We start from the raw sequence: 24914 nt of genomic DNA, 5'->3' as shown, positions 1-24914 counted from the left end.
GGCGGCGTCGTGGGCGGCGTCGTGGGCGGCGTCGTGGGCGGCGTCGTGGGCGGCGTCGTGGGCGGCGTCGTGGGCGGCGTCGTGGGCGGCGTCGTCGGCGGCGTAGTCGGCGGCGTAGTCGGCGGCGTCGTGGGCGGCGTCGTGGGCGGCGTCGTGGGCGGCGTAGTCGGCGGCGTCGTGGGCGGCGTGGTCGGTGGCGTTGTTGGCGGGGTTGTTGGCGGGGTTGTTGGTGGGGTTGTGTCGCAGGTGGGTTTGGTGAGGGTGTTGGTGTCGAGGGTTACTGAGCCGTTGCGGGCCAGCATTCGGCCGACGGCTGTGGCGCCGGTGTTCATGGTGATTGAGGTCAGCGCCAGGACGGTGCCGCGGAACTGGGTCGCGGTGCCGATGGTTGCCGAGCTGCCCACCTGCCAGAACACGTTGCACGACTGAGCACCGTTCGTCAGCACCACGCTGCTACTGCTCGCGGTGGTGAGCGTCGAGCCCGCCTGGAACACGAAGACCGCCCCCGCGTCACCCTCCGCGTCCAACGTCAGCGCGCCGGTCAGCCCGATCGAGGACGCCGAGTTGTACACCCCCTGCGTCAGCGTCTTGCCGCCCAGGTCGTCGGTGATCGGCGTCCGCGGCGACTCCCCGGCGGCGACGTCGTACGCCGTGACCAGATCTTTCTTCGCCTGCTGAGTCACGTCGTCGCCGGCGTGGTTGGTGCCGGTGATCGTCATCGTCCCGGTGCCGGTGATGGCCGGGTTCGGGAAGCTGCCGATGTCCCCGGTCAACACCGTCGGCCCGGTATTGGTGACCCCCGCCCCACCCAGGATCACGAAACTCTCGGCGGCACCGAGCGGCACCGCAACAGCCGCCGCCTGAGCGTTACCTCCGGCGGCCAGCAGACCGCCCCCTGATACGACGAGCGCGGCTGTTACAGCGAGCGCACTCAGCCGCAACCGGCTGCCGGATATCGCATGCGTGGACAACTTCATGATTCGGTTTCACCCTCAGTCCGTCGATGGAGCCGCGGCCTGATCCGGTGGATCGGCGCAGCTCGTTACCCGAGCGATTTCGTGGTGAAGGAGGATCGACATCGAGCGATCCGAGACAGGTCTAGGCCCGGTAACAGGACATCGGGAGACCGCCACGAGCGGCAGGACAGGACCCCCCTGACCCGACGCCTTGATGGCGTGGTCGCACCCCGTTCGATCGGCGACGGCGTTGCAGGGCCGTTTCCTGCCGATCACAATTCGTTACTAAAAGCTGACGTTATGTCAATGCTGACGCTGTGTCAACGGCCCGTCGATGCATCAGGCAACCAGTTGAAACTGGTTGCCTGATTCAACTAACGGCGGCTCCGCCGTTCAGCGCAGGCCGGTTGGGCGGGTCATTGCAAGTTGCAGCAGGTGCTCGACGAGGGACGCGTAGTCCTTGCCCGAGGCGGCCCACAGCCGCGGGAACATGCTGGTCGGGGTGAACCCGGGCATGGTGTTGATCTCGTTGATCACGACGCGGCCGTCGGCGTCCAGGAAGAAGTCGACGCGCGCCAGTCCTTCGGCCTCGATCGCGTCGAAGGCAATGAGCGCCTTGGCCCGGATGTCGGCGGCAACCTCCTCGGGGAGGTCGGCCGGCACCGAGAGCGCGAGGTACTCCTCGCCCTCCGGCAGGTACTTCGTCTCGAAGTCGTAGAAGTCGTGTCCGCCGCCGGAGACCGCGACCTCGCCGCAGACACTGACCTGGGCCGGTCCGCCGCCGGCGCTGCCGAGGACGCCGACCTCGATCTCGCGCGGGTCCTTCGCGGACGCCTCGACGATCACCTTCGGGTCGTGCGCCCGCGCGACCGCGACCGCCTCGTCCAGCTCGTCCAGGCTGCTCACCTTGGTGATCCCCAGGCTGGAACCGCCACGGGCCGGCTTCACGAACACCGGGTAGCCGAGCGCGTCCACGGCCTCCCGGCACGCGGCCGCGTCCCGGATCCAGTCCCGGTCCCGGATCACGACGTACGGCGTGACCTCGAGGCCGGCCGCCTGGAAGACGACCTTCATGTAGTGCTTGTCCATGCCGACGGCGCTCGCGAGTACGCCGGAACCGACGTACCGGATGTCGGACATCTCGAGCAGGCCCTGGATGGTGCCGTCCTCACCCCACGGGCCGTGCAGCAACGGGAAGACCACGTCGACCTGGCCGAGTGTGCTCGGGACCTGCTCGGGCTCGCTGATCACGAGCTCGCGGTTCGCGCCGAACAGCACCGGCATCGCGGTCACGTCGACCTCGGGGAGCTTGCCGTCGGTGATCGACAGCCGCTCCGGGTCGCCGCTCTCCAAGACCCAGTGCCCGCTGGTGCTGATACCGACCGGGACCACGTCGTACTTGTCCCGGTCGATCACCTGCAGAACGTTGGCCGCGGTCACGCAGGAGATGGCGTGTTCGCTCGACCGGCCACCGAAAACGACGGCGACGCGGGGCTTGCGTTGTTCTTCCCTCGAGTACTCACTCACCGGCTCGACTGTAGCGGCCTCGAGCTCAGGATCCGATCTGGGTTCGGTTAAGAGCTCTTCAGATCGCGCTCGGTAGCGGGCGTGTCCCACGTCACGGGCAGCGAGGTCACGCCGTAGACGAGAGTGTTGTTCCGATACTCGATTTCCTCGAACGGTACGGCGAGTCGCAGCGTCGGGATCCGGGCGTACAGGCGGGTGAAGACCTCCTGCAGCTCGACCCGCGCGAGCTGCTGACCGATGCACTGGTGCGGCCCGAACCCGAACGCGACATGTGCCGCCGCCTGCCGTTCCAGGTCGAGCCGATCGGGGTCAGGGAACACGGTCTCGTCGCGGTTCGCCGCGGACAGAGCTGCGATCAGGAACCCGCCGCCCTCGATCGTCGAACCCCCGACCGGCAGGTCCTCGGTCACGTGCCGGAACAGGCCGAAGTGGACGACGGACAGGTAGCGCAACAGCTCCTCGACCGCGGCCGGAGCGAGCGCGGGATCAGCACGCAACGCGTCGAGCTGGGCCGGGTTGCGCAGCAGGGCGAGCGTGCTGAGGGCAATCATGTTCGCGGTGGTCTCGTGACCGGCGATGAGCAGCGTGATCCCGACCGACACCAGCTCCGGCAGGGTCAGCGGCTCTCCGAGCTCCTCCCCACGCGTGATGAGCCTGGACAACAGGTCATCTGAGCGCTCGGCCTGCTTCGCCAACACCAGGCCGACCATGTACTGGTTGAGCTCGTCGCTGACCCGCATCTGCTCGTCCGGGTCGCCGTCGACCCTGACCAGCAGCGCACTCCGCTCCTGGAACTCGCCGCGGTCGGCGTACGGCACGCCGAGCAGCTCACAGATCACCAGCGACGGGATCGGCAACGCGAACGCCTGCACCAGATCGACCGGACCGTCAGCCGCAAGCATCGAGTCGAGCTGTGCCTCGATCATCTCCGCGATCCGCGGCCGCATCGCCTCCATCCGCTTCACCGCGAACTCGGTCGCGAGCATCCGCCGCAGCCGCTTGTGCGCCGCACCGTCGACCTGGATGAGCGAGCCCGACTCGGCCTCCCGGTCCAGGTCGGCATCCGGTACGACGTGGTCCGACGGCGCGAACCGCGAACTGAGCCGGCTGTCCCGGAGCAGCGTCCGTACGTCGTCGTACCGGCTGATCACGTACGCGTCGACGCCGGCCGGGGTGGAGACCTTCGTCGGGGCCTCGGCACGGCGGAAGTCGGCGTACGCCTGCGCCGGGTCGAACGGGCAACCGGTCGGCCGCTCGACGGGGAAGCTCTGGGTCATTGGGCCCTCCCAATAGATTCTGGCAGTGACTACCATATGACTGGGCCTGCCGATCGGGAGCAACCTCCGGCGAGTCGGCGAACCGGTACTCTGCCCGCGAAGCTGCTGATCGGGAGGTGCTGATGGGACTGCGCGAGGTGAAGCGGGAGCGGACCCGCCGGCTGATCGCGGACAAGGCGTTCGAGCTGTTCAACGACAACGGCTTCGGCCGGACCACGGTCGAGCAGATCGCGGCCGCGGCGGAGGTCGGGCCGAGCACGCTGTACCGGTACTTCCCGACCAAGGAGACGCTGGTCCTCGAGTTCGTCGAGGACTGTCTGGTCGACGCGGTGACCTGGCTCCGGGAGCAGCCCGAGCTGGAGCTCCCGGCCGGACTGCAGGCGGTGATCGAGCGGGTCCTGGAGCAGCTGGAGAGCAACCCGGACCGGGTCCGGGCTGTCTTCGACCTGGCTTCGCAGACCGCGTCGGTGAGCGCCCACCTGAACGAGCTGATCTGGCGCTTCCGCACCGACCTGGCCGACGAGCTGGTACTGCGGTTGCCGGCCAACAACCGTGCCGAGTTCACCGCCGCGCTGGCAGCCGGGATCGCGATGAACATCATCGAAACGGTCGTCCGGGTCTGGGTCGAAGCCCCGGACACCACCGACGCGAGGTCACTGGCCCGGCAGGCGATGACTCTGCTCCACACCGGCGGGATCCCGCTGCCCGCCGTCAGCGACAATTCCAGGTATGACTACTGAGCTTGATCCGTCCACGATCGTCGTACATGCGGGCCGGCCGGAGCGGGTGCCGAACGCGCCCGTCAACGAGTCGCCCGTGTTCAGCTCGACGTACGTCGCCGGCGGGGATCGCGGGTACGGGCGGTTCGGGAACGACGCGTGGACCGCACTCGAGGAGACGCTCGGTCAGCTGGAAGGCGGTCGCGCGCTGACGTTCGCCTCGGGGATGGCGGCGGCCGCGGCCGTGATCGACCTGGTCCCGGTCGGCGGGCGGGTCGTCGCGCCGCAGCACGCGTACTCCGGCGTGGTCGCGCTCCTCGAGCAGTACGCCGAGACCGGCCGGCTCACGGTCGAGCACGTCGACGTCGCGGACACCGAAGCGGTCAAGCAGGTCCTCAACGGCGCCGATATGTTGTGGATCGAGTCGCCGACCAACCCTGCGATGGAGGTCGCGGACATCCCGGCTCTCGCCGAGGCCGGCCACACCGCCGGCGCAACAGTCGTCGTGGACAACACGTTCGCGACTCCCCTGCTGCAGCAGCCGATCCGGCTCGGCGCGGACGTCGTGATGCACTCGGCAACCAAGTTCATCGCCGGTCACTCGGACGTCATCCTCGGCGCTGTCATCACCGCGGACGACGACCTGTGGTCCGCGATCGAGCTCCGCCGCCGCAGCCTCGGTGCGATCCCCGGCCCGATGGAGGCCTGGCTCGCCCTCCGCGGTCTGCGCACCCTCGCCCTGCGCCTCGAACGCGCCCAGTCGAACGCGGCGTTCCTGGCCGAGCGTCTCCTCGAGCACCCGCGGGTCAGCCGCGTCCGCTATCCCGGTCTCCCGGACGACCCCGGTCACGACCTCGCAGCCGCACAGATGTCCGGCTTCGGCGCGATCCTCGCCTTCGAACTCGGCGGTGAGGCCGAAGCAGCCCAGAAGGTCTGCGAGTGCACCGAACTCTGGGTGCACGCGACCAGCCTCGGCGGCGTCGAGTCGATGCTGGAACGCCGCCGCCGCTGGGCGATCGAGGTCCCGACCATCCCCGAGGACCTGATCCGCCTGTCCGTCGGCATCGAGCACCCGGCCGACCTCTGGGCGGATCTGGAGCAGGCCCTCAAGAACGCTTTTTGAGCACCGGCCCGCCGAAGAACGTCAGTACGCACAGCACGACCGGCAGGATGAAGGCGATGTTCAGCGGCATCCAATGCGCGAGGCCGCCGATCAACGCCGGCCCGGCGAGCAGACCGACGTACCCGAGTCCGACGACGCGAGCCATCAGCGCGCCGGAGGACCGCGGGTCGAGGTTGCCGGCGGCGGTGAACAACTGCGGTACGCCGCCTGCGAGGCCGAGCCCGAAGATCGCCCAGCCGACCAGCGCGACCGGCACCCACGGTACGACGATCACCAGCGTTAGACCGACCGCCGCCATCGCCGCACCCCAGCGCACAATCGCCGCGGGACCGACGATCGCCGCGACCCGGTCGGTGAGGAACCGGCCGACGGTCATCGCGACCGCGAACGCGCCGTACGCGAAGGCCGCCGTACTGACCGAGGTGCCGAGGATGTCGCGGAAGTGCAGTGCGGCCCAGTCGTTCGCGACGCCCTCGGACAGCATCAAGCCGAACGCCAGTCCGCCCAGAGCCCAGACCAGCTTGGCCGGCGGCTTCGCCCGCTCCACCTGTTCCGGCTCGTCGTGGGCAGGAACGGTTGCCTCGAGCAAGAACCTGCTGGCGGCCAGCGAGATCACAATGCAGATGACACCGGCGACGCTGAGCGTGACCTCGGTCGAAACGCCGGCTCGCAGGGTTGCCGCGCCCACGATGGCCGCGATCGCGCCGCCGATCGACCACATCGCATGGAACGCGGCCATGATCGGCCGCGGGTAACCACGCTCGACCACGACGGCCTGCGCGTTCATGCCGACATCGATCGAACCGTTGCCGAAGCCAACGAGAATCAGCGTGAGACCGAGCGTCCACCAGTTCGTCGCCAGCCCTGGTCCGACCAGTGCGATGCCAAGCAGTACGCCGGCCGCCGGGACGAGCCGCCTCTGACCAAGCTTGTCGACAAGCGGTCCGGCCACCTGCATGCCGGTGAAAGCAGCGGCACCGAGCACCAGCAGGAGCAGCCCAAGAGTGCTGTGCGTGATGCCGGTCGCCTGCTCGATGCTCGGGATATGGACGACCCACATACCGACCGCGAACCCGTTCAGGCCGAAGTACAGCCAGGTGGCGACGCGGGCGGATCGGGCAGTTTTGGACGGTGCGTCCATCAGCACAGTCAAGATGCAACCTCAATCAGTACGCCGCGTTGGGTCAGGATGGTCCGTTGGTCCTCGGGGGCCGACTCGTCGGTGATGATCAGGTCGGGCCGGTCGGCCGGGCAGACATAGGCGAGCGCGGACCGGTCCCACTTGGCGCCGTCCGCGAGCAGGATCGTCCGGCTGGAGACGCTCATCGCCGCCTGCTTGATCTCCGCGTCACCGAGGTCGAACGCGGTCAGCCCCGCCTCGAGACTGAACGCACACGGGCTCAGTACGGCGGCATCGAACCGCAGCGCGCGCAGCGACGCGATCGTCAGCGGACCGATCAGTGAAAGCTCACCCTTCCGGGCCTCGCCGCCCGGCATCAGCAGCCGGATCCGCGGCGCGTCGGCCAGCTCGTGCGCGACGTGCAGCGAGAGCGGCATGACCGTCAACGCGCGGTCGTGCAGCAGCTTGGCCGTCTCGAGTGCCGTCGTACCGCTGTCGAGGACGATGGTCTCGCCGTCGTGGAGGTGTTCGACGGCGGCGCGCGCGATCGCCTGCTTGGCGGCGACCGCGGCCTGCGCGCGCAACGAGTGCGGCGGCTCAAGGCCGGACGGCATCGCGGAAACAGCGCCACCGTGGACCCGCTTCAGGACGCCCTGCGCGGCCAGGAAGTCGAGGTCGCGACGGACCGTCATGTCCGACGCCTCGGTCGCCTCGACCAGGTCGTGGACGGACACTCGGTCGACGGCTCGTAGTCGCTCTACGATCACTTGATGCCGTTCCGCACTTCTCATAGGCAAAAAACTACCATCCGCCTGATCGTTCGAACAGTTAGTATGTTTGCTTGTGACTGAAGACACCACCCTCGTCAAGCGTTCCCGGTACGCCGTGGCCGCCGTCTTCTGCGTGCACGGATCGGTGACCGGGTCGTTCGCGACCCGGGTGCCCTGGATCCAGGAGCATGCGGGAGTGTCCGCCGGCCAACTCGGGCTGGCGCTCGCGTTCCCGGCCCTCGGCGCGGCGCTGATGATGCCGCTCGCGGCGCGGGTCAGCCACCGCTTCGGCACCCGGACCGCACTCCGCGGCCTGCTCGCCCTCTGGACGCTCGCCCTGATCCTGCCCTCGCTCGCCCCCGGCCTGCTCACGTTGTGCGCGGCGCTCTTGGTGTACGGCGGGACTGCGGGGATGGCCGATGTTGCGATGAACGCGCTCGGGATCGAGATCGAGCACCGGCTGAAGAGATCGATCATGTCCGGGCTGCATGGTCTATGGAGTGTGGGTGCTCTGCTCGGCTCGGCCGTCGGGACGGTCGCCGCGCACCTGGGTCTGAGCGCCCAGATCCACCATGCGGTCGCGGCCGTCGTACTGACGATCATCGGTGCGGTGGTCTGTCAGTTCGTGCTGAACATTCATCCCGAGGAGGACGAGGAGCCGCCGGCCCGCTTCGCGTTGCCGCCGAAGTCGGCATTGCTGATCGGGGCTGTCGGGTTCTGCGCGGTGTTCGCCGAGGGCGCGAGCCTGGACTGGTCAGCCGTCTACCTGCGGGACATCCTCGACAGCTCGGCCGGTGTCGCCGCCGGCGCGACGACCGGGTTCGCGTTGACGATGGCGATCGCGCGGATCACCGGTGATGCGGTGGTAGACCGGTTCGGCGCCGTACGGACTGTGCGCTTCAGCGGCGTGATCGCGACGCTCGGCGGTCTGCTGGTGGTCGTCTCGCCGACGGCGGTCGTCGCGATGGTCGGGTTCGGCCTGATCGGCGTCGGGATCGCGGTCGTCGTACCGCTCGCCTTCGCGGCCGCCGGCCACACCGGCCCGAATCCGAGCCAGGCCATCGCAGGCGTCGCGACCATCACCTACGCCTCCGGCCTGGTGGCGCCGTCGATCATCGGCGGGATCGCGCAGGCGAGCAATCTGACCATGTCGTTCATCGTCGTCACTGCACTGGCTGCTGGGCTGATCGTGTTCGCTCGCGTCCTCGCGACCGGTCGGCCAACCAGGGCAGGAGCTGAACCAGTCCAAAGCTGACTTCCATCACCAGGAACGCGGCGAGGATCTTGGGCGCGCCCTGGGCCAGCGCGTAGGCCTGCCAGGACGCGAACAGCACGCGCGCAATCCCGTCGTACAAGCCATGGAGTGGGAGCGTCCGGAACAGGCGGAGGAGCGCCCAGACGACCACGACCGAGCCCATCAGGTTGGCGTACAGGGTCTGGATGGTGTCGGCGGGTGGGAAGTCGCCCATCGTCATCAGGGCGCGGTGGACGAGCACGTAGGTCCAGGGAGTGGCGAAGCCGGCCGTGACGATCAGGTCGTACCAGGCGCTGGCGCGGACAAGGCGGAGATAGCTGCGGTTTTGGGGAGACACGCTGTTGACGGTAAACAGTGGAGTGCTGTCGAAGGTCAAGCCGAACGGAGGATCGGATGCGCATCGGTGAGCTCGCCACGCAGACGAAGCTGTCGAAGGACACGATCCGCTTCTACGAGAAGATCGGTCTGGTCGAAGGCGATCGGCGCCCGAACGGCTACCGCGACTTCCCGCCGGAGACGGTTCCGTGGCTGCACTACGTTCGTACGGCGCAAGCCCTGGGCTTCTCATTGTCCGAGATCGGCAAGCACGGCGAGCAGCTCCGCGACTCCCCTGACTCTGCCGCTGCCCTCTCCGCGCTCCTCGCCGACAAGGTCCAGGTGATCGACGACCGGATGGCGGAGCTCGCAAACCTGCGCGCCGACCTGACCGAACGCATCGGCACCGGCTGCCCGCTGCGGCCGATCTAGTCCAGCAGACGATCGAGTACGGCGGCTGCCTCGTCGTACCCGGCGTCGCTGATCCGCTGCAGTTCCACGAGATCCTTGGCGGCGGCGGCCCGGCGGGTGAGGTGCTCGCCGGCGCGGTCGGATCCTTCGTCGAGCAGCTCGTTCAGCGCGTCGAGCTCGTTCCGCTCGTCGGCGAGATCCGCGAGCCGGTCGAGCGCCTTTTCGTTGCCCTCGTCGGCCAGCGTCCGCAACGTGTCCCAGTCGGTCATACCTCGATAGTGCGACATTGCCCTTGGGGCAAGGTCAAGAATGGTCTCGTGCTCACCATCGGACAGCTGGCCAGGTACGTCGGGGTGTCGACGAAGACCGTCCGCGTCTACCACGCCAAGGGGCTGCTGCCGGAGCCCGAGCGGGACTCGTCCGGGTACCGCCGCTACCCGGCGCAGGCCGTGGTCGAGCTGGTCAAGATCCGGATGCTTGCCGACGCCGGTGTCCCGCTCGCCCGGATCCGCGAACTCGCCTCGGCACCGGAGCAACTCGACTCCGCGCTGCAGCAGCTCGATGCCGATCTGACCACCCGCATCAAACTGCTCCGCGACACCCAACGCCGGCTCCGCAAACTGGCCGCCGGCGACATCCGCTACCTGCCCGAGGAAGTGGAGCGCCACCTCGACGGGCTGCCCGGGCTCGGCTTCACCCAGCGGTGGATCGCGATGGAGCGCGACCTGTGGATCATCGTCTACGCGACCCACCCGGACATTGCCGACACCTGGTTCCAGGACCAAACCCAGGCACTCACGAATCCCGAACTCCGCCAGCTGTACCTCGCCTGCGACCAGGCCCACGACCTCGACCCGGCCGACCCGTCCCTGACCGAACTCGCCGATCGCATCGTTGCCGCCAGCATCCATCGGTACGGCGCCGAGCCGCCCGGTCAGGCGGCCGACGCCACCATCGCCGAGCTCCTTCAGAGCACGGTCAACGCCTCCTCGCCCGCCTTGCGGCAGCTCGACTCGTTGATTCGCAACGGACTCGAGGCCGGCGGGTTCACCCTTCGGACAGGGGCCGGATGACGCGTGCCGCGAGTGGTACGAATCGTCGGGTGACGGATTCTGAGCTGCGGTTCCGGTTGGCCGGCGCGGACGACGCGGCGGCGGTGGCCGAGCTGCACAGCGACAGCTGGCGGCGGCATTACCGCGGCGCGTACGCCGACGCGTTCCTCGACGACGAGTCGCCCGAGTATCTCGGCGCGATGTGGGCCAAGCGACTGGCTGCGCGGGAGGGCACGCGGACGACAATCGCGGAGTACGACGGGAAGCTGGTCGGACTCTCGCATCTGATGCTCGACGCGGATCCGAAGTTCGGGGCGTTGGTCGACAACCTGCACGTGCGGGCGCCGCTCAAGCGCCAGGGCATCGGGACCAAGCTGCTCGCGCTGACGGCCGAAGACCTGCAGTCGGGGATCTACCTGTGGGTGCTCGAGCAGAACACCGCGGCGCAGGGGTTCTACGAAGCACGCGGCGGCATCCGGGGTGACCGGCAACCCGTCCCGCCACCGGGCGGTGAGCCGCGGCGGCTCAACGGCACCCCAGCCTGCTTCAGGTACTACTGGCCGGATCCGTCGGTTCTCGTGGCGACTGCTTGACGGTCTCGATCAGCGCGTACGACGCCTGACTCGCGGCCTCGGGATCGCCGGCCCGGATCGCTTCCAGTACGACGACGTGGGCGTCGAGGATCCGATGATCCTCGGGGATCGACGCGGTCTGGTGGATCGACTCGGTCAGTACCTCGGCAATCGCGTCGTACAAACGCAAGAGGAGCGGGTTCCCGCTGGCGACGACGATGCTGCGGTGAAAGTCGGCGTCGACGGCGACGAACGTCTCGAAGTCGCCTGCGTCGACAGCAGCTTTGCGGGCTTCAAGGGCAGCAGACAGAGGTGCCAGGTCGTCCGAATGTTGTGCGGCCAATCGAGCGGCTGCGGCCTCGATGCCGGCGCGGGCGTCGAGCACGTGGGTCAACGAGGCTGAGAGGTCGTCCCTGACCAGTACGCCGCTGATCTCGTTGGTCGCCCGGACATAGGTGCCGTCGCCGACACGTGGCTCCAGCAGGCCGGTCAGGCTCAGTGAACGCAGCGCCTCGCGCACCGTGCCGCGGCTGACGCCGAGCTCATTGGCAAGCTGGTGCTCCCCCGGAATCCGGGCGCCGCGCGGCCACGCGCCAGTCTCGATCAGCGCGCGGAACTGCTCCGACACCTGCAGCACGAGCGGCACCTGCCGCACGGGTCCGTTTAACGACACGCCGTCAGACTAGCGTACGATGTAAATGTCGGACATCTGTAAAGGAGAGGTACGTCGTGGCGGTGTTGACCGAACCCATGAGTCGAGAGCGGTCGTCGCTGATCACCGCGACGGCCTTCGTCGTCGCACTCAGCCTGCGGCCGGCGCTGACCGCGGTCGGTCCGGTGCTGCCGCGGATCGGGGTCGATCTGCACCTGGGCGAGGCCGCACAGGGTCTGCTCGGAACGCTTCCGCTGCTCGCATTCGCAGTCGCCTCGCCGCTCGTCCACCTCGCCTCCCGTCGCTTCGGCATGGAACGCGCGGTCTTCGTATCGCTCCTGGTCCTCGCGGCCAGTAGCGCACTCCGTCCGTACACAGGCCAGGCTGGTCTGTGGATCGGCACGGCCGTGGTCGGCGCCGCGATCGCGGTCGGCAACGTACTGGTGCCGGTCATCCTCAAGCGGGACTACGCCGGCCACGTGTCTCGGGCGACCGGGATCTACACGGCGTTCATCACCGGCGGCGCCGCGATCGCGTCGATCCTCGCGGTGCCGATCGCGGACGCGGTCGACTGGCGGCTGTCGCTCGCGGTCTGGGGCGGCCTCGCCGTACTGGTCGCCGTCGTCTGGTTACCGCGGACGATCTCGCCGGAGCCGATGCCAGCGGCGACTGCGGGCGACGGCCCTCCCCCGGTCAGCGTGTGGCGGCAGCCGATGGCGTGGCTGGTCACCGGGTTCATGGGACTGCAGTCGACGGCGTTCTACCTGTTCGTGAATTGGCTGCCGACGATCGAGATCTCGACCGGCGGCGTCTCCGAGCGGGCCACCGGCGTACACCTGTTCCTGTTCCAGGTCTTCGGCCTGATCGGCGGCCTGAGCATTCCCCGCCTGATGAAGCATCCGACCAATCAGCGAGCCGGGATGATGACCGCGAGTACGCCGATCTTCATCGCGCTGCTCGGACTCCTGTTCGCGCCGCACCTGGCCATCGTCTGGGCAATCGTCGGCGGCCTCGGCCAAGGCGCCGGCCTGGTCGCAGCCCTCACCCTGATCAGCCTCCGCGGCCGCGGACATCACGAGACCACGCAGTTGTCCGGCATGGCGCAGGCGGTTGGCTACTCGCTCGCCGCCGCAGGCCCGGTCGTCGCCGGGTATCTCACCCAGGTGACCGGCGGCTGGCGTACGACGTTGACCGTGTTCGCCACACTCTCCGCCCTACAAATCGTGCTCGGCTTTGTGGCCGGCCGGGACAACCGCCCCACCTAACAGCGCCCGACCTGGGGAGGATTTCCGCCCGCCTTGGGTAGAAAACCCTCCCCACTCCGACAACTCCTCGGAAGAGAAGGACGCGCCGGACAGCCAGTCCGGCATCGACCCACCACGGCGGGGCCAACCACCCGCGCCCCACACGCCGCCGTACCTATGCGGTCCTCCGCCACCTCCGCTAGCCACAGCCCACATCGCGGCTCGCGTGGTTCACCGAGTCGTGTGTTTCGGTCCGCATCGGGTTCGCCGAGTCGTGGATCGCGTTCGTGAATCTCGGTGTGTCGCCAACCCAAATCCACGACTCGGCGAACGGCGAAGTTGTAGGGCCACTGGCCGGCGGAGGAGGCCAGGCGGGTGGCCGTCCGGAGCAGAAGGTTGTCGGGGCTGCTCGACGTCTGGTGCGGGGAATCCGCTTTGTGGGGAGGGTTTTGGGCCGTTTCGGGCAGGAAACCCTCCCCAGGGCGGTTACTTGTCAGTCGAGAAGGCTGCGTCGAAGGCGGCTTCGGGCTTGTCGAAGGCGAGGGCTCGGATGACGTTGACCGCTTCGGCGGCGCCGACCTTGCGTTCCATGCCGGCGTCTTCCCACTCGACCGAGATCGGGCCGTCGTAGCCGATCGAGTTCAGGACGCGGAAGCAGTCCTCCCAGCGGACGTCGCCGTGGCCGGTCGAGTAGAAGTCCCAGCCGCGGCGCGGGTCGCCCCAGGGCAGGTGCGAGCCGAGCCGGCCGTTGCGGCCGCCGCCGACCCGCATCCGGGTGTCCTTGCAGTCGACGTGGTAGATCCGGTCCTTGAAGTCCCAGAGGAACGCGACCGGGTCGATGTCCTGCCAGACCATGTGCGACGGGTCCCAGTTCAGGCCGAACGCCTCGCGGTGCCCGATCGCCTCCAGCGTCAGCGTGGTGGTCCAGTAGTCGTACGCGATCTCCGACGGGTGGACTTCGTGCGCGAACCGGACACCCTCCTCGTCGAACACGTCGAGGATCGGGTTCCACCGGTCGGCGAAGTCCTTGTACCCGGCCTCGATCCGCTCGGCCGGTACCGGCGGGAACATCGCGACGTACTGCCAGATCGACGAACCGGTGAAGCCGATGACGGTCTTCACGCCGAGCTTCTTGGCCGCCCGGGCGGTGTTCTTCAGATCCTCGGCGGCCCGCTGCCGGACGCCTTCCGCGTCGCCGTCGCCCCAGATCCGGGACGGCACGATCGCCTGGTGCCGGAAGTCGATCGGGTTGTCGCAGACCGCCTGGCCGACCAGGTGGTTGGAGATCGCGAAGACCTGCAGGTTGTACTTCTCCAGGATGTCCTTGCGGCCCTGGACGTACGTGTCGTCGTCGACGGCCTGCTGTACGTCGAAGTGGTCGCCGGAGCAGGCGATCTCGACGCCGTCGTACCCGGCCTCGGACGCGAACTGACAGACCTCCTCGAACGGCAGATCGGCCCATTGACCGGTGAACAACGTGATCGGACGAGGCATCTGAGTGACTCCTAGCGATGAAGGCGATTAGGCGTTGTCGACGGTGATCCAGGCGGAGTCGTCGGCAGCAGACCGCAGTACGGCGTCGACCACGCGAGCGGACCGCGCTCCGGCGGCGAAATCCGGCAGGCCGTCCGGGTGGTCACCCAGTACGGCGGCATAGCTGTCGGCGACGAACGAGTCGAACGCGTCCTGGTACCCCTGCGCGTGCCCGGCCGGCAGCCTGTTCACTCGCGCGGCGGGCGGGCTGAGCGTCTCGGGGTCGCGGGTCAGCAACTGCGACGCTTCGCGCCGGCCGACCCAGAGACGGTCCGGGTCCTCCTGGTCGAAGCCGAAGCTCGACTCGGTGCCGGACACCTCGAGGTACAGCCGGTTCTTCCGGCCGGCCGCGACCTGGCTGACCACGATCGTCCCGACCACGCCGGCTTCGGTCCGGAACTGTGCAGTTGCCAGATCCTCGGTCCGCACCTCGACGCCACCACGCTGGGCTCGGACGGTCCGCATTTGGGCACTGATCGCGGCGATCCGGTCGCCGGTGACGAACTCGGTCAGGTCACACCAGTGCGACCCGATGTCCGCGAACGTGCGCGACGGGCCGCCGGTCGTATCGTCGACTCGCCAGTTCTGATCGTCCGCCCCGGCCAGCCAGTCCTGCAGGTACGAACCGTGCAAGCTGGTGATCGTCCCGGCATCGCCGGCCGCGATCCGCGTCCGCAGCTCGCGGACCATCGGGTGGTAGCGGTACACGAACGGCACGGCGCCGACCAGACCGGCCTCGAACGCCGCGGCTTGGAGACCGGCCGCGTCCTGGACCGAGGTGGCCAGTGGCTTCTCGCAGACCACGTGCTTGCCGGCCTCGAGGGCCTTCAGCGTGACGTCGCGATGCGTGTTGTTCGGCGTGCAGACGTGGACCACATCGATGTCCGAGGCAAGCAGCTCGTCGATGGTCGCGAATCCACGTTCGGCTCCGGTCGCCTCCGCGGCCGCCTCAGCCCTTGCCGGCGAGGAGCCGACAGCGCCGACCACGGTCGCTCCCGAAACCAAGGCAGCCCGGCCGTGGACCTGGCCCATGAAGCCGCCGCCGACGATCCCGACCCGGAGCTTGCGCGCATTGGTGGACACGTCGTAGGACGCTATGGGACCCTTTTGAACCCTGTCAAGCAAAAGTCCACCGCCAGTACGACGAAAGTCCGGTGATGAGCGATCTCGGTACTGCGGACGCGGTCCTGCGGCTGCTGCTCGACGGGCAGGCCCGGACCCGCGCCGAGCTGATCGACGTGACCGGTCTGGCCCGCTCCACGGTCACCGGTCGGATCGAGGCGCTGCTCGCGGCCGGTCTCGTCGTACCGTCGGGTGAGGCCGCGTCGACCGGTGGGCGGCCGCCGGCCCGGTTCCGGTTCAACCCGACCGCGCGCCTCGTACTCGCCGCAGATGTCGGCGCGACGCATCTGTCCGTCGCCCTCACCGACCTGGCCGGCGAGATCCTGCACCGATCGACGACTCCGCTCAAGATTGCCGAAGGACCCGAGGTCGTTCTCGATGCCGTCGTACGGGCAGGACATGCGCTGCTCCGGGAGGCGGAGAGGTCGCCTGACGATCTGGCCGGCACTGGAGTCGGGCTGCCCGGGCCGGTCGAGCACAGCACCGGACGACCGAACCATCCGCCGATCATGCCCGGCTGGGACTCGTACGACGTCGTCGGCCGGCTGAGCCAGGATCTTCCGGGTCAGGTGCTGGTCGACAACGACGTGAACATCATGGCGCTCGGCGAACACGCGACGGCGTACCCGGAGATCGAGCACCTGCTGTTCGTGAAAGTTGCCACCGGCATCGGAGCCGGCGTGATCAGCGGCGGCCGCCTGCACCGCGGCGCCCAGGGCGCGGCCGGCGACATCGGCCACATCCAGGCGCAAGGGCACACCGAACTCTGTCGCTGCGGCAATGCGGGCTGCCTCGAAGCGATCGCATCGGCGGCCGCACTCGCCACCACGCTGGGTGTCGAGACGAGCCTGGACATCGTCGAGCTCGTCCGGTCCGGCAACACGACCGCGACAACCGCCGTACGCCAGGCCGGCCGCGAGATCGGCACGGTCCTCGCCGCCGCGGTCAGCCTGCTCAACCCATCGGTGATCGTGGTCGGCGGCTCACTGTCCCAGGCCGGCGACAGTCTGCTTGCGGGCCTCCGCGAAACCATCTACGCCAGATCGTTGCCCCTGGCCACAACCCACCTCCGGGTGGTCCGCTCCCAGACCGGCCGGGACGCGGCCCTCCTGGGCGCCGCCACCCTCGTCCTGAACCAGACCCTCAACGGGTAACGCCCCGGCTGTTCTGCAGCTCGACAGGAGGTGTCGACCTCCGGCGCTCAATCGTCGGCCAGCTGAGCGTGCCCCCAGGCGAGCCGGCCGGACACCTCCTGTCGAGCTGCAGATCTACCCGATCCAGCTGAGCGCGAGTTCGTCGCACAGGGCGATGAATCGATCGAGCTCGCTGCCACCGCGGGCTCGGCCGAAGCCGTGCCGGCGGCCCCAGAACGCTGACTGGACCAGGTTCAGGTGGACCCAGCGCCGGATCCGTTCGGGATCGAGCTCGGCGGTCTCGGCGAACAGTTCGAGCTCGTTCTGCAGCACCTTGATCAGGTCGTCCCTGCCGAGCTGATGAGCCGCGCGGGTGCGAAGGAACGTCGTCGCGTCGTACGCCGGGTCGCCGACGTACCCCTTCGGGTCGACGGCCAGCCAGGGCTCCCGCTCGGCGCGAAGGATGTTGCGGGGATGGAAGTCCCCGTGGATCAGGATCTCCGGCTGGTCGCGGCCGAGCTCATCGACAACGGCCAGCGCCGCGTCCACCACCGACGCGGGCAGCGGGTGGTCGAGTTCGGCCGCGTCCTTGCGCAGCTCTTCCTCCCACGCGTCGGCCTGCTCCGACATCCGCGGCAGGCCGTCCGGCGCCGGGATCCTCAACCGTCGATGCAGATCGCCAGCGATGACGACGACGTCCTCGTCGTGCTCCAGCAGCGTCGTGGGGTGCGCGCGCTCCAGGAGCATGGCGTAGCGGGCGTCGTCGCGCTCGTACAGCTTCACGGCGCCCTGACCGTCCCAGGCCTCGAAGGCGTCCGGCTCGTGCACATTTCCCGGATGCGGAAACGACACCTTCAGAGCCGCACCCTCGACCGGCACGACCACCCCAACCTGACCATGCACAACCTCGCCATCCACCGAGCAGTCCCACTGCGCAAGCAGATCCTCGATGATCCCCGGCAACTCGGCCAACCAGGCCGCACCCGTCTCGCCTTCCCGATCGATGGTTGCTTGCGCGAAAGCGGCCGGGATCATCCCCACCGCTCCGATTTCGCGGAGCGGGAGACCAGGCTGAAGAGCATGTCTTTGGGGGTCATTTCGCCGGCGACGACCTTGGTGACGTGTTCGGCGATCGGCATTTCTACGTCGTGGTGGTGCGCGAGCTCGGTGATCGACGCGCAGGACTTCACGCCTTCGGCGACCTGCCTGGTCCCGCCGGCGATCTCCGCGACGGCCATGCCCTGGCCGAGCTTCTCGCCGAACGTGCGGTTGCGGGACAGCGGCGACGAGCACGTCGCGACCAGGTCGCCGAGTCCGGCCAGGCCGGAGAACGTGTGCTCGTCCGCGCCCAACGCCGTACCCAAGCGCGCGATCTCGGCGAGGCCGCGGGTGATCACGGAGGCTCGGGCGTTGTCGCCGAAGCCGAGGCCGACCGCCATTCCAACGGCCAATGCGATCACGTTCTTGCAGGCGCCACCGAGCTCACAGCCGACGACATCGTTGTTCGTGTACGGACGGAACGTCGGTGAATGACACAGCTTCTGCAACCGGGCCGCGGTCCCCTCGTCGGCACAGGCGACGACCGATGCGGCCGGTTGCCCCTCGGCGATCTCGCGCGCCAAGTTCGGACCGGAGACGACCGCGATCCGTTCCGGTCCGGCGCCGGTGAGTTCGGCGATCACCTCGCTCATCCGCTTCGTCGTACCGAGCTCGACACCCTTCATCAGACTGACCAGCGGTACGGCGTTCGGCAGCACGCCGGCCCAGTCGGTCAGGTTGTCCCGCAACGACTGCGACGGTACGGCGAGGACGATTGCCTCCGCCCCGTCAGCCGCCGCAGCCGGGTCGTGGGTCGCGGTGATCGCGTCCGGCAACCGCAGGCCGGGCAGGTACTCGGCGTTCTCGTGCTGGGTGTTGATCGCCTCGCACAGCGACTCACGCCGGCCCCAGACGGACACCTGGTTCCCCGCGTTCGCAAGCACCACCGCGAACGCCGTACCCCAAGAACCGGCGCCGAACACCGCTACTTTCGTCATGCCTTGTCCTCACCTTCGGCCTTCCGGGCCTTGCGCAGGTCGTAGAGCTCCTTGGGCGGGGTCTCGCCGCGCAGTTCGCCGAGCGTCTCGGCCACCCGGGCCATGATCACCTCGGTTGCCTCGTGCAACAGCTGGTTGGTCAGCGGCTTGCCCTGGAACGCGCTCAGGTCGACCGGCGTCCCGGCCCGGACCTGCAGGGTCTTCCGCGGCAGCAACCGGAACCGGATCTTGCCCGTGTACGACTTGATGACGTCCTGCGCACCCCAGTTCGCGATCGGGATCACCGGGCAGCCGGTCATCAACGCGATCCGGGCCGCGCCGGTCTTGCCGGTCATCGGCCACATCTCCGGATCGCGGGTGATCGTTCCCTCCGGGTAAACGCCCACACACTCACCGCGTTCGACCGCGGCCACCGCGTCCCGGAACGCATCCGCGGCCTGAGTGGAATCCCGGTACACAGGGATCTGCCCGGCGCTGGTGATGATCGTGCCGAGCACCGGCACCTTGAACAGCGAGGCCTTGCCCAGGAACCGCGGGATCCGCCGGCATTCCCAGATGAAGTAGCCGAGGACGACGGGGTCGAGATGCGAGATGTGGTTCGGCACGTAGACGACGCCGCCGGTGCGCGGCATGTTCTCCCGGCCGGTGAACCGGCACTTGGTGAACACGATCATGAACGGCTTGACGATCGCGACGATCAGACCGAACCAGAAGCCGCGCGGCGGCCGCGGATCACCATGCCGGTTGTCCAGCTGGTTGTCCACTGCTGCCTCCTGGTGCTCGCTACTGCCATCCGTCATGGGAGAATCCTGCCTGATGGCAGACCTACAGGTCGCTCCCTGGATCCTGGCGATCCCGGTGAAGCGTACGGCGATCGCGAAGAGCCGGCTCGCTTCGGCCTACCCTCAGCACCGCCCGGAGCTGGCCCGCGCGTTCGCTGTCGACACTACTGCGGCCGCCCTCGCCTCTCCCCTGGTGTACGCCGTCCTGGTGGTCACCGACGACCCGCTGGTCGCGGCCGACGTGACCGCGGCCGGAGCGCACGTGATCCCGGATCTCCCGGCCGCCGGGCTCAACGAAGCCTTGATGCATGGTGCAACTGTGGCGGCTGCCGAGTTCCCGGGCAACGGGATCGCGGCCCTGTCCGCCGATCTACCGGCCCTGCGTCCGTCCGAGCTGACCGCGGTACTGGCGGCCTGCACAGCGCCCCGCTCGTTCGTCATCGACCAACCTGGCACCGGTACGACGCTGTTGGCGGCGACTCCCGGAGTGGCGCTGGATCCCCGCTTCGGTGTGGGTTCCGCCTTCGCCCACCAGGCATCCGGAGCGGTCCCGATCACGCTGGCCGGGATCGAGTCGGTACGTCGTGATGTCGACACGGCAGCTGATCTGGCCCACGCCGTACAACTCGGCGTCGGTCCGGCGACGGCGGACGTGATGTCTTTGGTTCTCGGCGCCGCGACCGGGACCGAAGGGCTAGCCTGCTGACATGCAAGCGACCGTGAGCCGCTACGACGGCGAGACGTTCTCCGGAGCTGTGCTGACCGACACCGGGATCGAGCTCCCGTTCACAGTGCATGCGGTCGCCGATACCCCGGTGCGTCATCTGCGGGTGGGGCAACGGGTGCGGATCGAGACCGCCGGCTCCGGCGCCGCGCTGTCGATCACGAAGGTCGAGTTCGCAACCCGGCTCTAGAACAGTTGCCCAGAAAAGTTGCCCAGAAAAGTTGCTCTGAACAACGGCGAAGGCCGGTCAACCCCTGGAATGGGGTGACCGGCCTTCGCTGTAGTGCGGTGCCGCTGTGCGTGAAGATCAGCGAGCGGTGCGCTTCGCCGCGGTCTTCTTGGCGGGGGCCTTCTTGGCCGGCGCCTTCTTCGCGACGACCTTCTTGGCCGGGGCCTTCTTGACCGGGGCCTTCTTGGCGACGGTCTTCGCCGGCGCCTTCTTGGCAACGGTCTTGGCCGGGGCCTTCTTCGCGACCGTCGTCTTCTTCGCAGCGGCGGTCTTCGTCGCGGCGGCCTTGACCGGCGCGGCCTTCTTCGCCGGGGCAGCCGCCTTGGTGGCGGTCGCGGCCGGCTTCGGGGCTACCAGCTTCGGCAGCTTCTTGGCGCCGGAGACAACGGCCTTCAGCTCCGCACCCGCGCGGAACTTCGGCACCGTGGTCTTCTTGGCACGCTTGGTCTCACCGGTCCGCGGGTTGCGCACGATGCGCGCGCCACGCTCGATGGCCTCGAAGGCACCGAAACCGGTGATGGCGACCTTGCCACCCTTCTTGGTCAGCTCGCGCTGGACGGTGTCGATCACCGACTCCAACGCGTGCTGGGCCTGGCGGCGGTTTCCGTCGAAGTGCACTGCGAGCGCTTCGACCAACTGGCTCTTGTTCACTGCTTCCCTCCGTGAACGTAGGCGTCGAGCACAGCGCTCGATCTCACAGGAACGTTATGGACTCAACACGCCGTTCACAAACACCAACGCGGCAATTCGGCCTTGTTTTGGGCGATTCGTGCCACAATTTCGCCCGATCCGGCCTCTAGAAGGGGTTTCGGCGCCCGCTTAGAGCCAACCGCGGCGTTTGAAGATCTGGTGCAGACCGACGCAGACCAAGGCCATCAGGCCGATCGCGAACGGGTATCCGAACTCCCAGTGCAGCTCCGGCATGTTGTCGAAGTTCATCCCGTAGACGGTTCCGATCAGGGTCGGGGCGAACAGGATCGCCGCCCAGGCAGAGATCCGCTTCACCTCTTCGTTCTGCTCGGTGCTGGCGATCGCGAGGCTCTTCATCTCCTCGTTCTGCTGCTGCGCGACCAGGGTCGCGTTCACCGTCAGCATGTCCCGCAGCAGCTCGCGGAATCCGTCCACCTTCTCCACCACCTCGGTGACGTGGTCGGCCACATCCCGCAGTGAACGTTGCAGTTCCTCGTCCACGCCGTACTTCTGGAAACCGCCGCGGAGCTGCTCCAGCATGCCGATCAGCGGCCGGGTCGCGCGCTGGAACTCGATCACCTCACGGGACAGTTCGTAGATGCGCCGCGACACCTTCGGGTCACCGCGGAACACCTCGGTCTCGATCTCGTCGATGTCGTTCTCGAGACCGGCGACCACCGGAGCGTAGCCGTCGACAACCTTGTCCATGATCGCGTAGAGCACCGCTTCGGCGCCCCGGCTGAGCAACTCGGGGTCACGCTCGACACGACGTCGTACCGCTGCCAGGTTGGGCGCTTCGGCGTGCCGGACCGTCACCACGAAGTCCGGTCCGACGAACACGTGCACCTCACCGAACTCGACCTCCTCGGTCGCGTCCCGGTACCGCGCGGCCTTCAGTACGACGAACAACGTGTCGCCGTACCGCTCCAGCTTCGGCCGCTGATGCGCCTCGTTCGCGTCCTCGATCGCCAGCTCGTGCAGGTCGAACTCCTGCGCCAGCGAGGCGAGCTCGCGGCGGTCGGGCCGGTAGAGACCGATCCAGGCCAGGCTGTGCGGCGCCTGGTGCAGCGCGCCGTACGTGCTGGCGAGCGAATCAGGAGAAGAGACCCGGCGGCCGTCGCAGTAGATCGCACTGTCAACCACGCTGTGCCCCTTGGGCATCTGCGGGTCCCGCGTCTGCTTCTCAGCAGGCTCGAGCGCGGCGGCAGTGTCGGCGGCGGCGCTGGCAGCAGCGTGCTTGCGAGCGGCAGCGCGCAGTGACGGCGTGCGGCTGAACGCACGAATCGTGCGAAGGCGCAGGTCGGACATGAGTCCTCCAGGTGCGGTGGTACGGGTGAGTGACAAGCGCACGTCTGCCCGACCCGCAACTACTGGAGGCTCTGCTATTGCTAGAAGAAGGAGGCCCCCGACGGTCGAGCGAGACCGGTATGTCTGGAGGGTTCGCTGCCGTTGTTCATGAGCGTCCCACCTCCTTGGTCTCGCAAGCCTCGTTCTTTACAACCCGGCAAGGGTAACACCAGAGTTATCGCCACCGAGGCCTGATCCGTTACGGCGGCGACAACTCTGGTTGGAGTTTCAGGCCTTCGCGGGCAGCGTTGCCGGCTTGAAGGACGGCCGGGTCGCTTCGTACGCAGCGATGTCGGCCTCGCGGGACAACGTGATGCCGACGTCGTCGAGACCGTTCAGCAGCCGATAGCGCGTGTAGTCGTCGATCTCGAAGGGTGCGGAGACGTCACCGGCCGAGATCGTCTTGTTCTCCAGGTCGACCGTCACCTTGGTCCCCGGGTCGGTCTCGACCGCGGTCCACAGCTTCTCGACGACGTCCTGCTCCACCAGGGCCGCGAGCAGTCCGGCCTTGCCCGAGTTGCCGCGGAAGATATCGCCGAACCGCGACGACACGACCACCCGGAACCCGTAGTCGAGTAGGGCCCAGACCGCGTGCTCACGCGACGATCCGGTGCCGAAGTCCGGTCCGGCGACGAGCACCGAAACCCCGTCGTACTCGGGCTGGTTGAGAACGAAGGCCGGATCGTTGCGCCAGGCAGCGAACAGCCCGTCCTCGAAACCGGTCCGGGTGACCCGCTTCAGGTACACGGCCGGGATGATCTGGTCGGTGTCGACGTTGCCGCGGCGCAGCGGGGCCGCCGTACCGATGTGCTGGGTGAAGGCTTCCATGATTCCGTTGCTCCTCAGGCGTTCGCAGGTACGGCGACGGGCGGCAGGTCGGCCGGAGCGGCCAGGGTTCCGGTGACCGCGGTCGCGGCGGCGACCAGCGGCGAGACCAGGTGGGTGCGACCGCCCTTGCCCTGACGGCCTTCGAAGTTCCGGTTCGAGGTGGAGGCGCTGCGCTCGCCGGGAGCCAGCTGGTCCGGGTTCATGCCCAGGCACATCGAGCAGCCGGCCCCACGCCACTCGGCGCCGGCGTCCTTGAAGATCGCGTCCAGGCCCTCGGCCTCGGCCTGCAGCCGGACCCGGCCGGAGCCCGGTACGACGAGCATCCGGGTGCCGTCGGCAACCTTCCGCCCGGCCAGTACGCCGGCTGCGGCCCGCAGGTCCTCGATCCGGCCGTTGGTGCAGGAGCCCAGGAACACCGTGTCCACGTGGATCTCGCGCATCGGCGTACCGGCGGTGAGGCCCATGTACTCCAGTGCGCGCTCGGCGGCGACCTTGTCGTTCTCGGTGTCGAAGTCGTCCGGCGACGGGACGCTCTCCGACAGCGGGATGCCCTGGCCCGGGTTCGTACCCCAGGTGACGAACGGTGCGATGTCCTCGGCCCGCAGTACCACCTCGCGGTCGAAGGTCGCGTCCTCGTCGGTGGCGAGGCTCTTCCAGTACTCGACGGCAGCTTCCCAGTCGACGCCCTGCGGCGCGTGCGGCTTGTCCTGCAGGTAAGAGAACGTGGTCTCGTCCGGCGCGATCATGCCGGCCTTCGCGCCCCACTCGATCGACATGTTGCAGATCGTCATCCGGGCTTCCATGCTCAGGGCACGGATCGCTTCGCCGCGGTACTCGACGATGTAGCCCTGGCCGCCACCGGTGCCGACCTGCGCGATCAGCGCGAGCACCAGGTCCTTCGCGGACACACCGTCCGGCAGTACGCCGTCGACCGTGACGGCCATCGTCTTCGGCCGGGCCTGCATCAACGTCTGGGTGGCGAGCACGTGCTCGACCTCGCTCGTACCGATGCCGAAGGCAATCGCTCCGAACGCACCGTGAGTTGAGGTGTGGCTGTCACCGCAGACCACGGTCATGCCGGGCTGGGTCAGGCCGAGCTGCGGGCCGATCACATGCACGACGCCCTGGTCCGGGTCGCCGAGGGTGTGGATCCGGATACCGAAGTCCTCGGCGTTCTTCCGCAGCGTGTCCACCTGAGTGCGCGACACCGGGTCCGCGATCGGCTTGTCCACGTCGAACGTCGGGACGTTGTGGTCCTCGGTCGCAATCGTCAGATCCGGACGCCGGACCTTGCGGTTCGCCAGCCGGAGACCGTCGAAGGCCTGCGGGCTGGTCACCTCGTGGACCAGATGGAGGTCGATGTAGAGGAGGTCGGGCTCTCCGTCGGCATGGCGCACGACGTGCGCATCCCAGACCTTTTCCGACAACGTCCTACCCATCAGACTCTCCTCCTTGGAAGACATTTCCCGCCCCACTGCCCCGGTCGAGGTTTGTACA

General features: G+C 68.2%; 27 protein-coding genes. 10 read left to right on the top strand and 17 right to left on the bottom strand.

Going from position 1 to position 24914, the window contains the following annotated elements; translation table 11 throughout:
* The 3 genes from EV650_RS39270 to EV650_RS39260 all read right to left on the bottom strand — a co-directional run.
* Nucleotides 1-977: ice-binding family protein (locus EV650_RS39270; protein WP_134124507.1), on the bottom strand; the 977-nt coding region annotated here is incomplete at its 3' end.
* Between the two features lie 372 nt (nucleotides 978-1349).
* The gene (locus EV650_RS39265) at nucleotides 1350-2483 is read right to left on the bottom strand and encodes a D-alanine--D-alanine ligase family protein (RefSeq protein WP_134124310.1); all 1134 of its coding nucleotides are present in this window, start codon (nucleotides 2481-2483) and stop codon (nucleotides 1350-1352) included.
* Nucleotides 2484-2530: 47 nt separating this feature from the next.
* Nucleotides 2531-3760 (bottom strand): cytochrome P450, encoded by a 1230-nt coding sequence (locus EV650_RS39260; protein WP_134124309.1) that lies wholly within the window; start codon nucleotides 3758-3760, stop codon nucleotides 2531-2533.
* A gap of 122 nt (nucleotides 3761-3882) precedes the next feature.
* Here EV650_RS39260 and EV650_RS41445 point away from each other — a divergent pair, with 122 nt between their 5' ends.
* Together EV650_RS41445 and EV650_RS39250 are read left to right on the top strand one after the other, a co-directional pair.
* Nucleotides 3883-4500: a TetR/AcrR family transcriptional regulator gene (locus EV650_RS41445; RefSeq protein WP_134124308.1), complete on the top strand. Its 618-nt coding sequence runs from the start codon at nucleotides 3883-3885 to the stop codon at nucleotides 4498-4500.
* Nucleotides 4490-5602, top strand: a complete 1113-nt coding sequence (locus EV650_RS39250; RefSeq protein ID WP_134124307.1) for a trans-sulfuration enzyme family protein — start codon at nucleotides 4490-4492, stop codon at nucleotides 5600-5602. The genes EV650_RS41445 and EV650_RS39250 overlap by 11 nt, the downstream gene beginning before the upstream one ends.
* On the opposite strand, the gene EV650_RS39245 is transcribed toward EV650_RS39250, so the two are convergent.
* Complete coding sequence (locus EV650_RS39245) at nucleotides 5586-6749, bottom strand: MFS transporter (RefSeq protein ID WP_238174785.1); 1164 nt, start codon at nucleotides 6747-6749, stop codon at nucleotides 5586-5588. The genes EV650_RS39250 and EV650_RS39245 overlap by 17 nt on opposite strands.
* A gap of 2 nt (nucleotides 6750-6751) precedes the next feature.
* Nucleotides 6752-7513 carry a DeoR/GlpR family DNA-binding transcription regulator gene (locus EV650_RS39240; protein WP_134124306.1) on the bottom strand — a complete coding sequence of 254 codons (762 nt, stop codon included), beginning with the start codon at nucleotides 7511-7513 and terminating at the stop codon, nucleotides 6752-6754.
* A gap of 52 nt (nucleotides 7514-7565) precedes the next feature.
* Between EV650_RS39240 and EV650_RS39235 the strand changes: the two genes are divergently transcribed.
* A complete protein-coding gene (locus tag EV650_RS39235; protein ID WP_134124305.1) occupies nucleotides 7566-8747 on the top strand; it encodes an MFS transporter in 1182 nt (393 codons plus the stop codon).
* Here the strand turns inward: EV650_RS39235 and EV650_RS39230 are convergent.
* The gene (locus EV650_RS39230; protein WP_202875330.1) at nucleotides 8656-9084 is read right to left on the bottom strand and encodes a hypothetical protein; all 429 of its coding nucleotides are present in this window, start codon (nucleotides 9082-9084) and stop codon (nucleotides 8656-8658) included. The genes EV650_RS39235 and EV650_RS39230 overlap by 92 nt on opposite strands.
* Before the next feature lie 56 nt (nucleotides 9085-9140).
* Here EV650_RS39230 and EV650_RS39225 point away from each other — a divergent pair, with 56 nt between their 5' ends.
* Nucleotides 9141-9494, top strand: coding sequence for a MerR family transcriptional regulator (locus EV650_RS39225; RefSeq protein WP_134124304.1), 354 nt, complete (start codon nucleotides 9141-9143; stop codon nucleotides 9492-9494).
* On the opposite strand, the gene EV650_RS39220 is transcribed toward EV650_RS39225, so the two are convergent.
* Nucleotides 9491-9742, bottom strand: a complete 252-nt coding sequence (locus tag EV650_RS39220) for a hypothetical protein (RefSeq protein ID WP_134124303.1) — start codon at nucleotides 9740-9742, stop codon at nucleotides 9491-9493. The two genes, EV650_RS39225 and EV650_RS39220, sit on opposite strands and share 4 nt — an antisense overlap.
* Nucleotides 9743-9790: 48 nt before the next feature.
* Between EV650_RS39220 and EV650_RS39215 the strand changes: the two genes are divergently transcribed.
* Together EV650_RS39215 and EV650_RS39210 are read left to right on the top strand one after the other, a co-directional pair.
* Nucleotides 9791-10546, top strand: coding sequence for a MerR family transcriptional regulator (locus EV650_RS39215; protein WP_134124302.1), 756 nt, complete (start codon nucleotides 9791-9793; stop codon nucleotides 10544-10546).
* A gap of 29 nt (nucleotides 10547-10575) precedes the next feature.
* Nucleotides 10576-11118, top strand: coding sequence for a GNAT family N-acetyltransferase (locus tag EV650_RS39210; RefSeq protein WP_238174764.1), 543 nt, complete (start codon nucleotides 10576-10578; stop codon nucleotides 11116-11118).
* On the opposite strand, the gene EV650_RS39205 is transcribed toward EV650_RS39210, so the two are convergent.
* Nucleotides 11072-11770, bottom strand: a complete 699-nt coding sequence (locus EV650_RS39205) for a FadR/GntR family transcriptional regulator (RefSeq protein ID WP_134124300.1) — start codon at nucleotides 11768-11770, stop codon at nucleotides 11072-11074. The two genes, EV650_RS39210 and EV650_RS39205, sit on opposite strands and share 47 nt — an antisense overlap.
* A 77-nt stretch (nucleotides 11771-11847) precedes the next feature.
* Between EV650_RS39205 and EV650_RS39200 the strand changes: the two genes are divergently transcribed.
* On the top strand, nucleotides 11848-13014 hold the full coding sequence (locus tag EV650_RS39200) for a CynX/NimT family MFS transporter (protein WP_134124299.1): 1167 nt from the start codon (nucleotides 11848-11850) through the stop codon (nucleotides 13012-13014).
* Nucleotides 13015-13479: 465 nt separating this feature from the next.
* Here EV650_RS39200 and EV650_RS39195 read toward each other — a convergent pair whose 3' ends face one another.
* Together EV650_RS39195 and EV650_RS39190 are read right to left on the bottom strand one after the other, a co-directional pair.
* Nucleotides 13480-14487 (bottom strand): sugar phosphate isomerase/epimerase family protein, encoded by a 1008-nt coding sequence (locus EV650_RS39195; RefSeq protein ID WP_134124298.1) that lies wholly within the window; start codon nucleotides 14485-14487, stop codon nucleotides 13480-13482.
* A 27-nt stretch (nucleotides 14488-14514) separates the two neighbouring features.
* Nucleotides 14515-15609, bottom strand: coding sequence for a Gfo/Idh/MocA family protein (locus EV650_RS39190; protein WP_134124297.1), 1095 nt, complete (start codon nucleotides 15607-15609; stop codon nucleotides 14515-14517).
* A gap of 74 nt (nucleotides 15610-15683) precedes the next feature.
* On the opposite strand from EV650_RS39190, the gene EV650_RS39185 reads away from it, so the two are divergent.
* A complete protein-coding gene (locus tag EV650_RS39185) occupies nucleotides 15684-16802 on the top strand; it encodes an ROK family transcriptional regulator (RefSeq protein ID WP_134124296.1) in 1119 nt (372 codons plus the stop codon).
* 114 nt (nucleotides 16803-16916) lie between these two features.
* On the opposite strand, the gene EV650_RS39180 is transcribed toward EV650_RS39185, so the two are convergent.
* From EV650_RS39180 to EV650_RS39170, 3 genes are read right to left on the bottom strand one after another with little or no spacing between them, the layout of a single operon-like run.
* Nucleotides 16917-17816 carry an aminoglycoside phosphotransferase family protein gene (locus tag EV650_RS39180; protein ID WP_202875326.1) on the bottom strand — a complete coding sequence of 300 codons (900 nt, stop codon included), beginning with the start codon at nucleotides 17814-17816 and terminating at the stop codon, nucleotides 16917-16919.
* Nucleotides 17813-18817, bottom strand: coding sequence for an NAD(P)H-dependent glycerol-3-phosphate dehydrogenase (locus EV650_RS39175; RefSeq protein ID WP_134124294.1), 1005 nt, complete (start codon nucleotides 18815-18817; stop codon nucleotides 17813-17815). Before EV650_RS39175 ends, EV650_RS39180 begins: the two co-directional genes overlap by 4 nt.
* Entirely contained in the window at nucleotides 18814-19617 is an 804-nt protein-coding gene (locus EV650_RS39170) for a lysophospholipid acyltransferase family protein (RefSeq protein ID WP_134124293.1), read from the bottom strand. The genes EV650_RS39175 and EV650_RS39170 overlap by 4 nt, the downstream gene beginning before the upstream one ends.
* A gap of 16 nt (nucleotides 19618-19633) precedes the next feature.
* On the opposite strand from EV650_RS39170, the gene cofC reads away from it, so the two are divergent.
* Both cofC and EV650_RS39160 read left to right on the top strand, forming a co-directional pair.
* Nucleotides 19634-20305, top strand: coding sequence for a 2-phospho-L-lactate guanylyltransferase (gene cofC, locus EV650_RS39165; protein WP_134124292.1), 672 nt, complete (start codon nucleotides 19634-19636; stop codon nucleotides 20303-20305).
* Nucleotide 20306: 1 nt separating this feature from the next.
* On the top strand, nucleotides 20307-20513 hold the full coding sequence (locus tag EV650_RS39160) for a hypothetical protein (RefSeq protein ID WP_134124291.1): 207 nt from the start codon (nucleotides 20307-20309) through the stop codon (nucleotides 20511-20513).
* 117 nt (nucleotides 20514-20630) lie between these two features.
* Here the strand turns inward: EV650_RS39160 and EV650_RS39155 are convergent, their stop codons facing one another.
* The 4 genes from EV650_RS39155 to leuC form a co-directional block, all read right to left on the bottom strand.
* Nucleotides 20631-21203, bottom strand: coding sequence for an HU family DNA-binding protein (locus tag EV650_RS39155; protein ID WP_134124290.1), 573 nt, complete (start codon nucleotides 21201-21203; stop codon nucleotides 20631-20633).
* Between the two features lie 168 nt (nucleotides 21204-21371).
* Complete coding sequence (gene corA, locus EV650_RS39150; protein WP_134124289.1) at nucleotides 21372-22550, bottom strand: magnesium/cobalt transporter CorA; 1179 nt, start codon at nucleotides 22548-22550, stop codon at nucleotides 21372-21374.
* A gap of 267 nt (nucleotides 22551-22817) precedes the next feature.
* Nucleotides 22818-23417, bottom strand: a complete 600-nt coding sequence (leuD, locus tag EV650_RS39145) for a 3-isopropylmalate dehydratase small subunit (protein ID WP_134124288.1) — start codon at nucleotides 23415-23417, stop codon at nucleotides 22818-22820.
* A 14-nt stretch (nucleotides 23418-23431) separates the two neighbouring features.
* The gene (gene leuC, locus EV650_RS39140) at nucleotides 23432-24856 is read right to left on the bottom strand and encodes a 3-isopropylmalate dehydratase large subunit (protein WP_134124287.1); all 1425 of its coding nucleotides are present in this window, start codon (nucleotides 24854-24856) and stop codon (nucleotides 23432-23434) included.
* Between the last annotated feature and the right edge of the window lie 58 nt (nucleotides 24857-24914).

The sequence above is a fragment of the Kribbella kalugense genome (assembly GCF_004365875.1).
In the GTDB taxonomy this organism is placed as follows: Bacteria; Actinomycetota; Actinomycetes; order Propionibacteriales; family Kribbellaceae; genus Kribbella; species Kribbella kalugense.
This window is presented reverse-complemented; position numbering and strand designations above follow the sequence as displayed.

Bases quoted from the DNA above. Each gene is read 5' to 3' on its own strand.
- EV650_RS39260 (WP_134124309.1), bottom strand. From the start codon at position 3,760: ATGACCCAGAGCTTCCCCGTCGAGCGGCCGACCGGTTGCCCGTTCGAC.
- EV650_RS41445 (WP_134124308.1), top strand. From the start codon at position 3,883: ATGGGACTGCGCGAGGTGAAGCGGGAGCGGACCCGCCGGCTGATCGCG.
- EV650_RS39250 (WP_134124307.1), top strand. From the start codon at position 4,490: ATGACTACTGAGCTTGATCCGTCCACGATCGTCGTACATGCGGGCCGG.
- EV650_RS39240 (WP_134124306.1), bottom strand. From the start codon at position 7,513: ATGAGAAGTGCGGAACGGCATCAAGTGATCGTAGAGCGACTACGAGCC.
- EV650_RS39225 (WP_134124304.1), top strand. From the start codon at position 9,141: ATGCGCATCGGTGAGCTCGCCACGCAGACGAAGCTGTCGAAGGACACG.
- EV650_RS39220 (WP_134124303.1), bottom strand. From the start codon at position 9,742: ATGACCGACTGGGACACGTTGCGGACGCTGGCCGACGAGGGCAACGAA.
- EV650_RS39200 (WP_134124299.1), top strand. From the start codon at position 11,848: ATGAGTCGAGAGCGGTCGTCGCTGATCACCGCGACGGCCTTCGTCGTC.
- EV650_RS39195 (WP_134124298.1), bottom strand. From the start codon at position 14,487: ATGCCTCGTCCGATCACGTTGTTCACCGGTCAATGGGCCGATCTGCCG.
- EV650_RS39185 (WP_134124296.1), top strand. From the start codon at position 15,684: ATGAGCGATCTCGGTACTGCGGACGCGGTCCTGCGGCTGCTGCTCGAC.
- EV650_RS39180 (WP_202875326.1), bottom strand. From the start codon at position 17,816: ATGATCCCGGCCGCTTTCGCGCAAGCAACCATCGATCGGGAAGGCGAG.
- EV650_RS39175 (WP_134124294.1), bottom strand. From the start codon at position 18,817: ATGACGAAAGTAGCGGTGTTCGGCGCCGGTTCTTGGGGTACGGCGTTC.
- EV650_RS39170 (WP_134124293.1), bottom strand. From the start codon at position 19,617: ATGACGGATGGCAGTAGCGAGCACCAGGAGGCAGCAGTGGACAACCAG.
- cofC (WP_134124292.1), top strand. From the start codon at position 19,634: ATGGCAGACCTACAGGTCGCTCCCTGGATCCTGGCGATCCCGGTGAAG.
- EV650_RS39160 (WP_134124291.1), top strand. From the start codon at position 20,307: ATGCAAGCGACCGTGAGCCGCTACGACGGCGAGACGTTCTCCGGAGCT.
- corA (WP_134124289.1), bottom strand. From the start codon at position 22,550: ATGTCCGACCTGCGCCTTCGCACGATTCGTGCGTTCAGCCGCACGCCG.
- leuD (WP_134124288.1), bottom strand. From the start codon at position 23,417: ATGGAAGCCTTCACCCAGCACATCGGTACGGCGGCCCCGCTGCGCCGC.
- leuC (WP_134124287.1), bottom strand. From the start codon at position 24,856: ATGGGTAGGACGTTGTCGGAAAAGGTCTGGGATGCGCACGTCGTGCGC.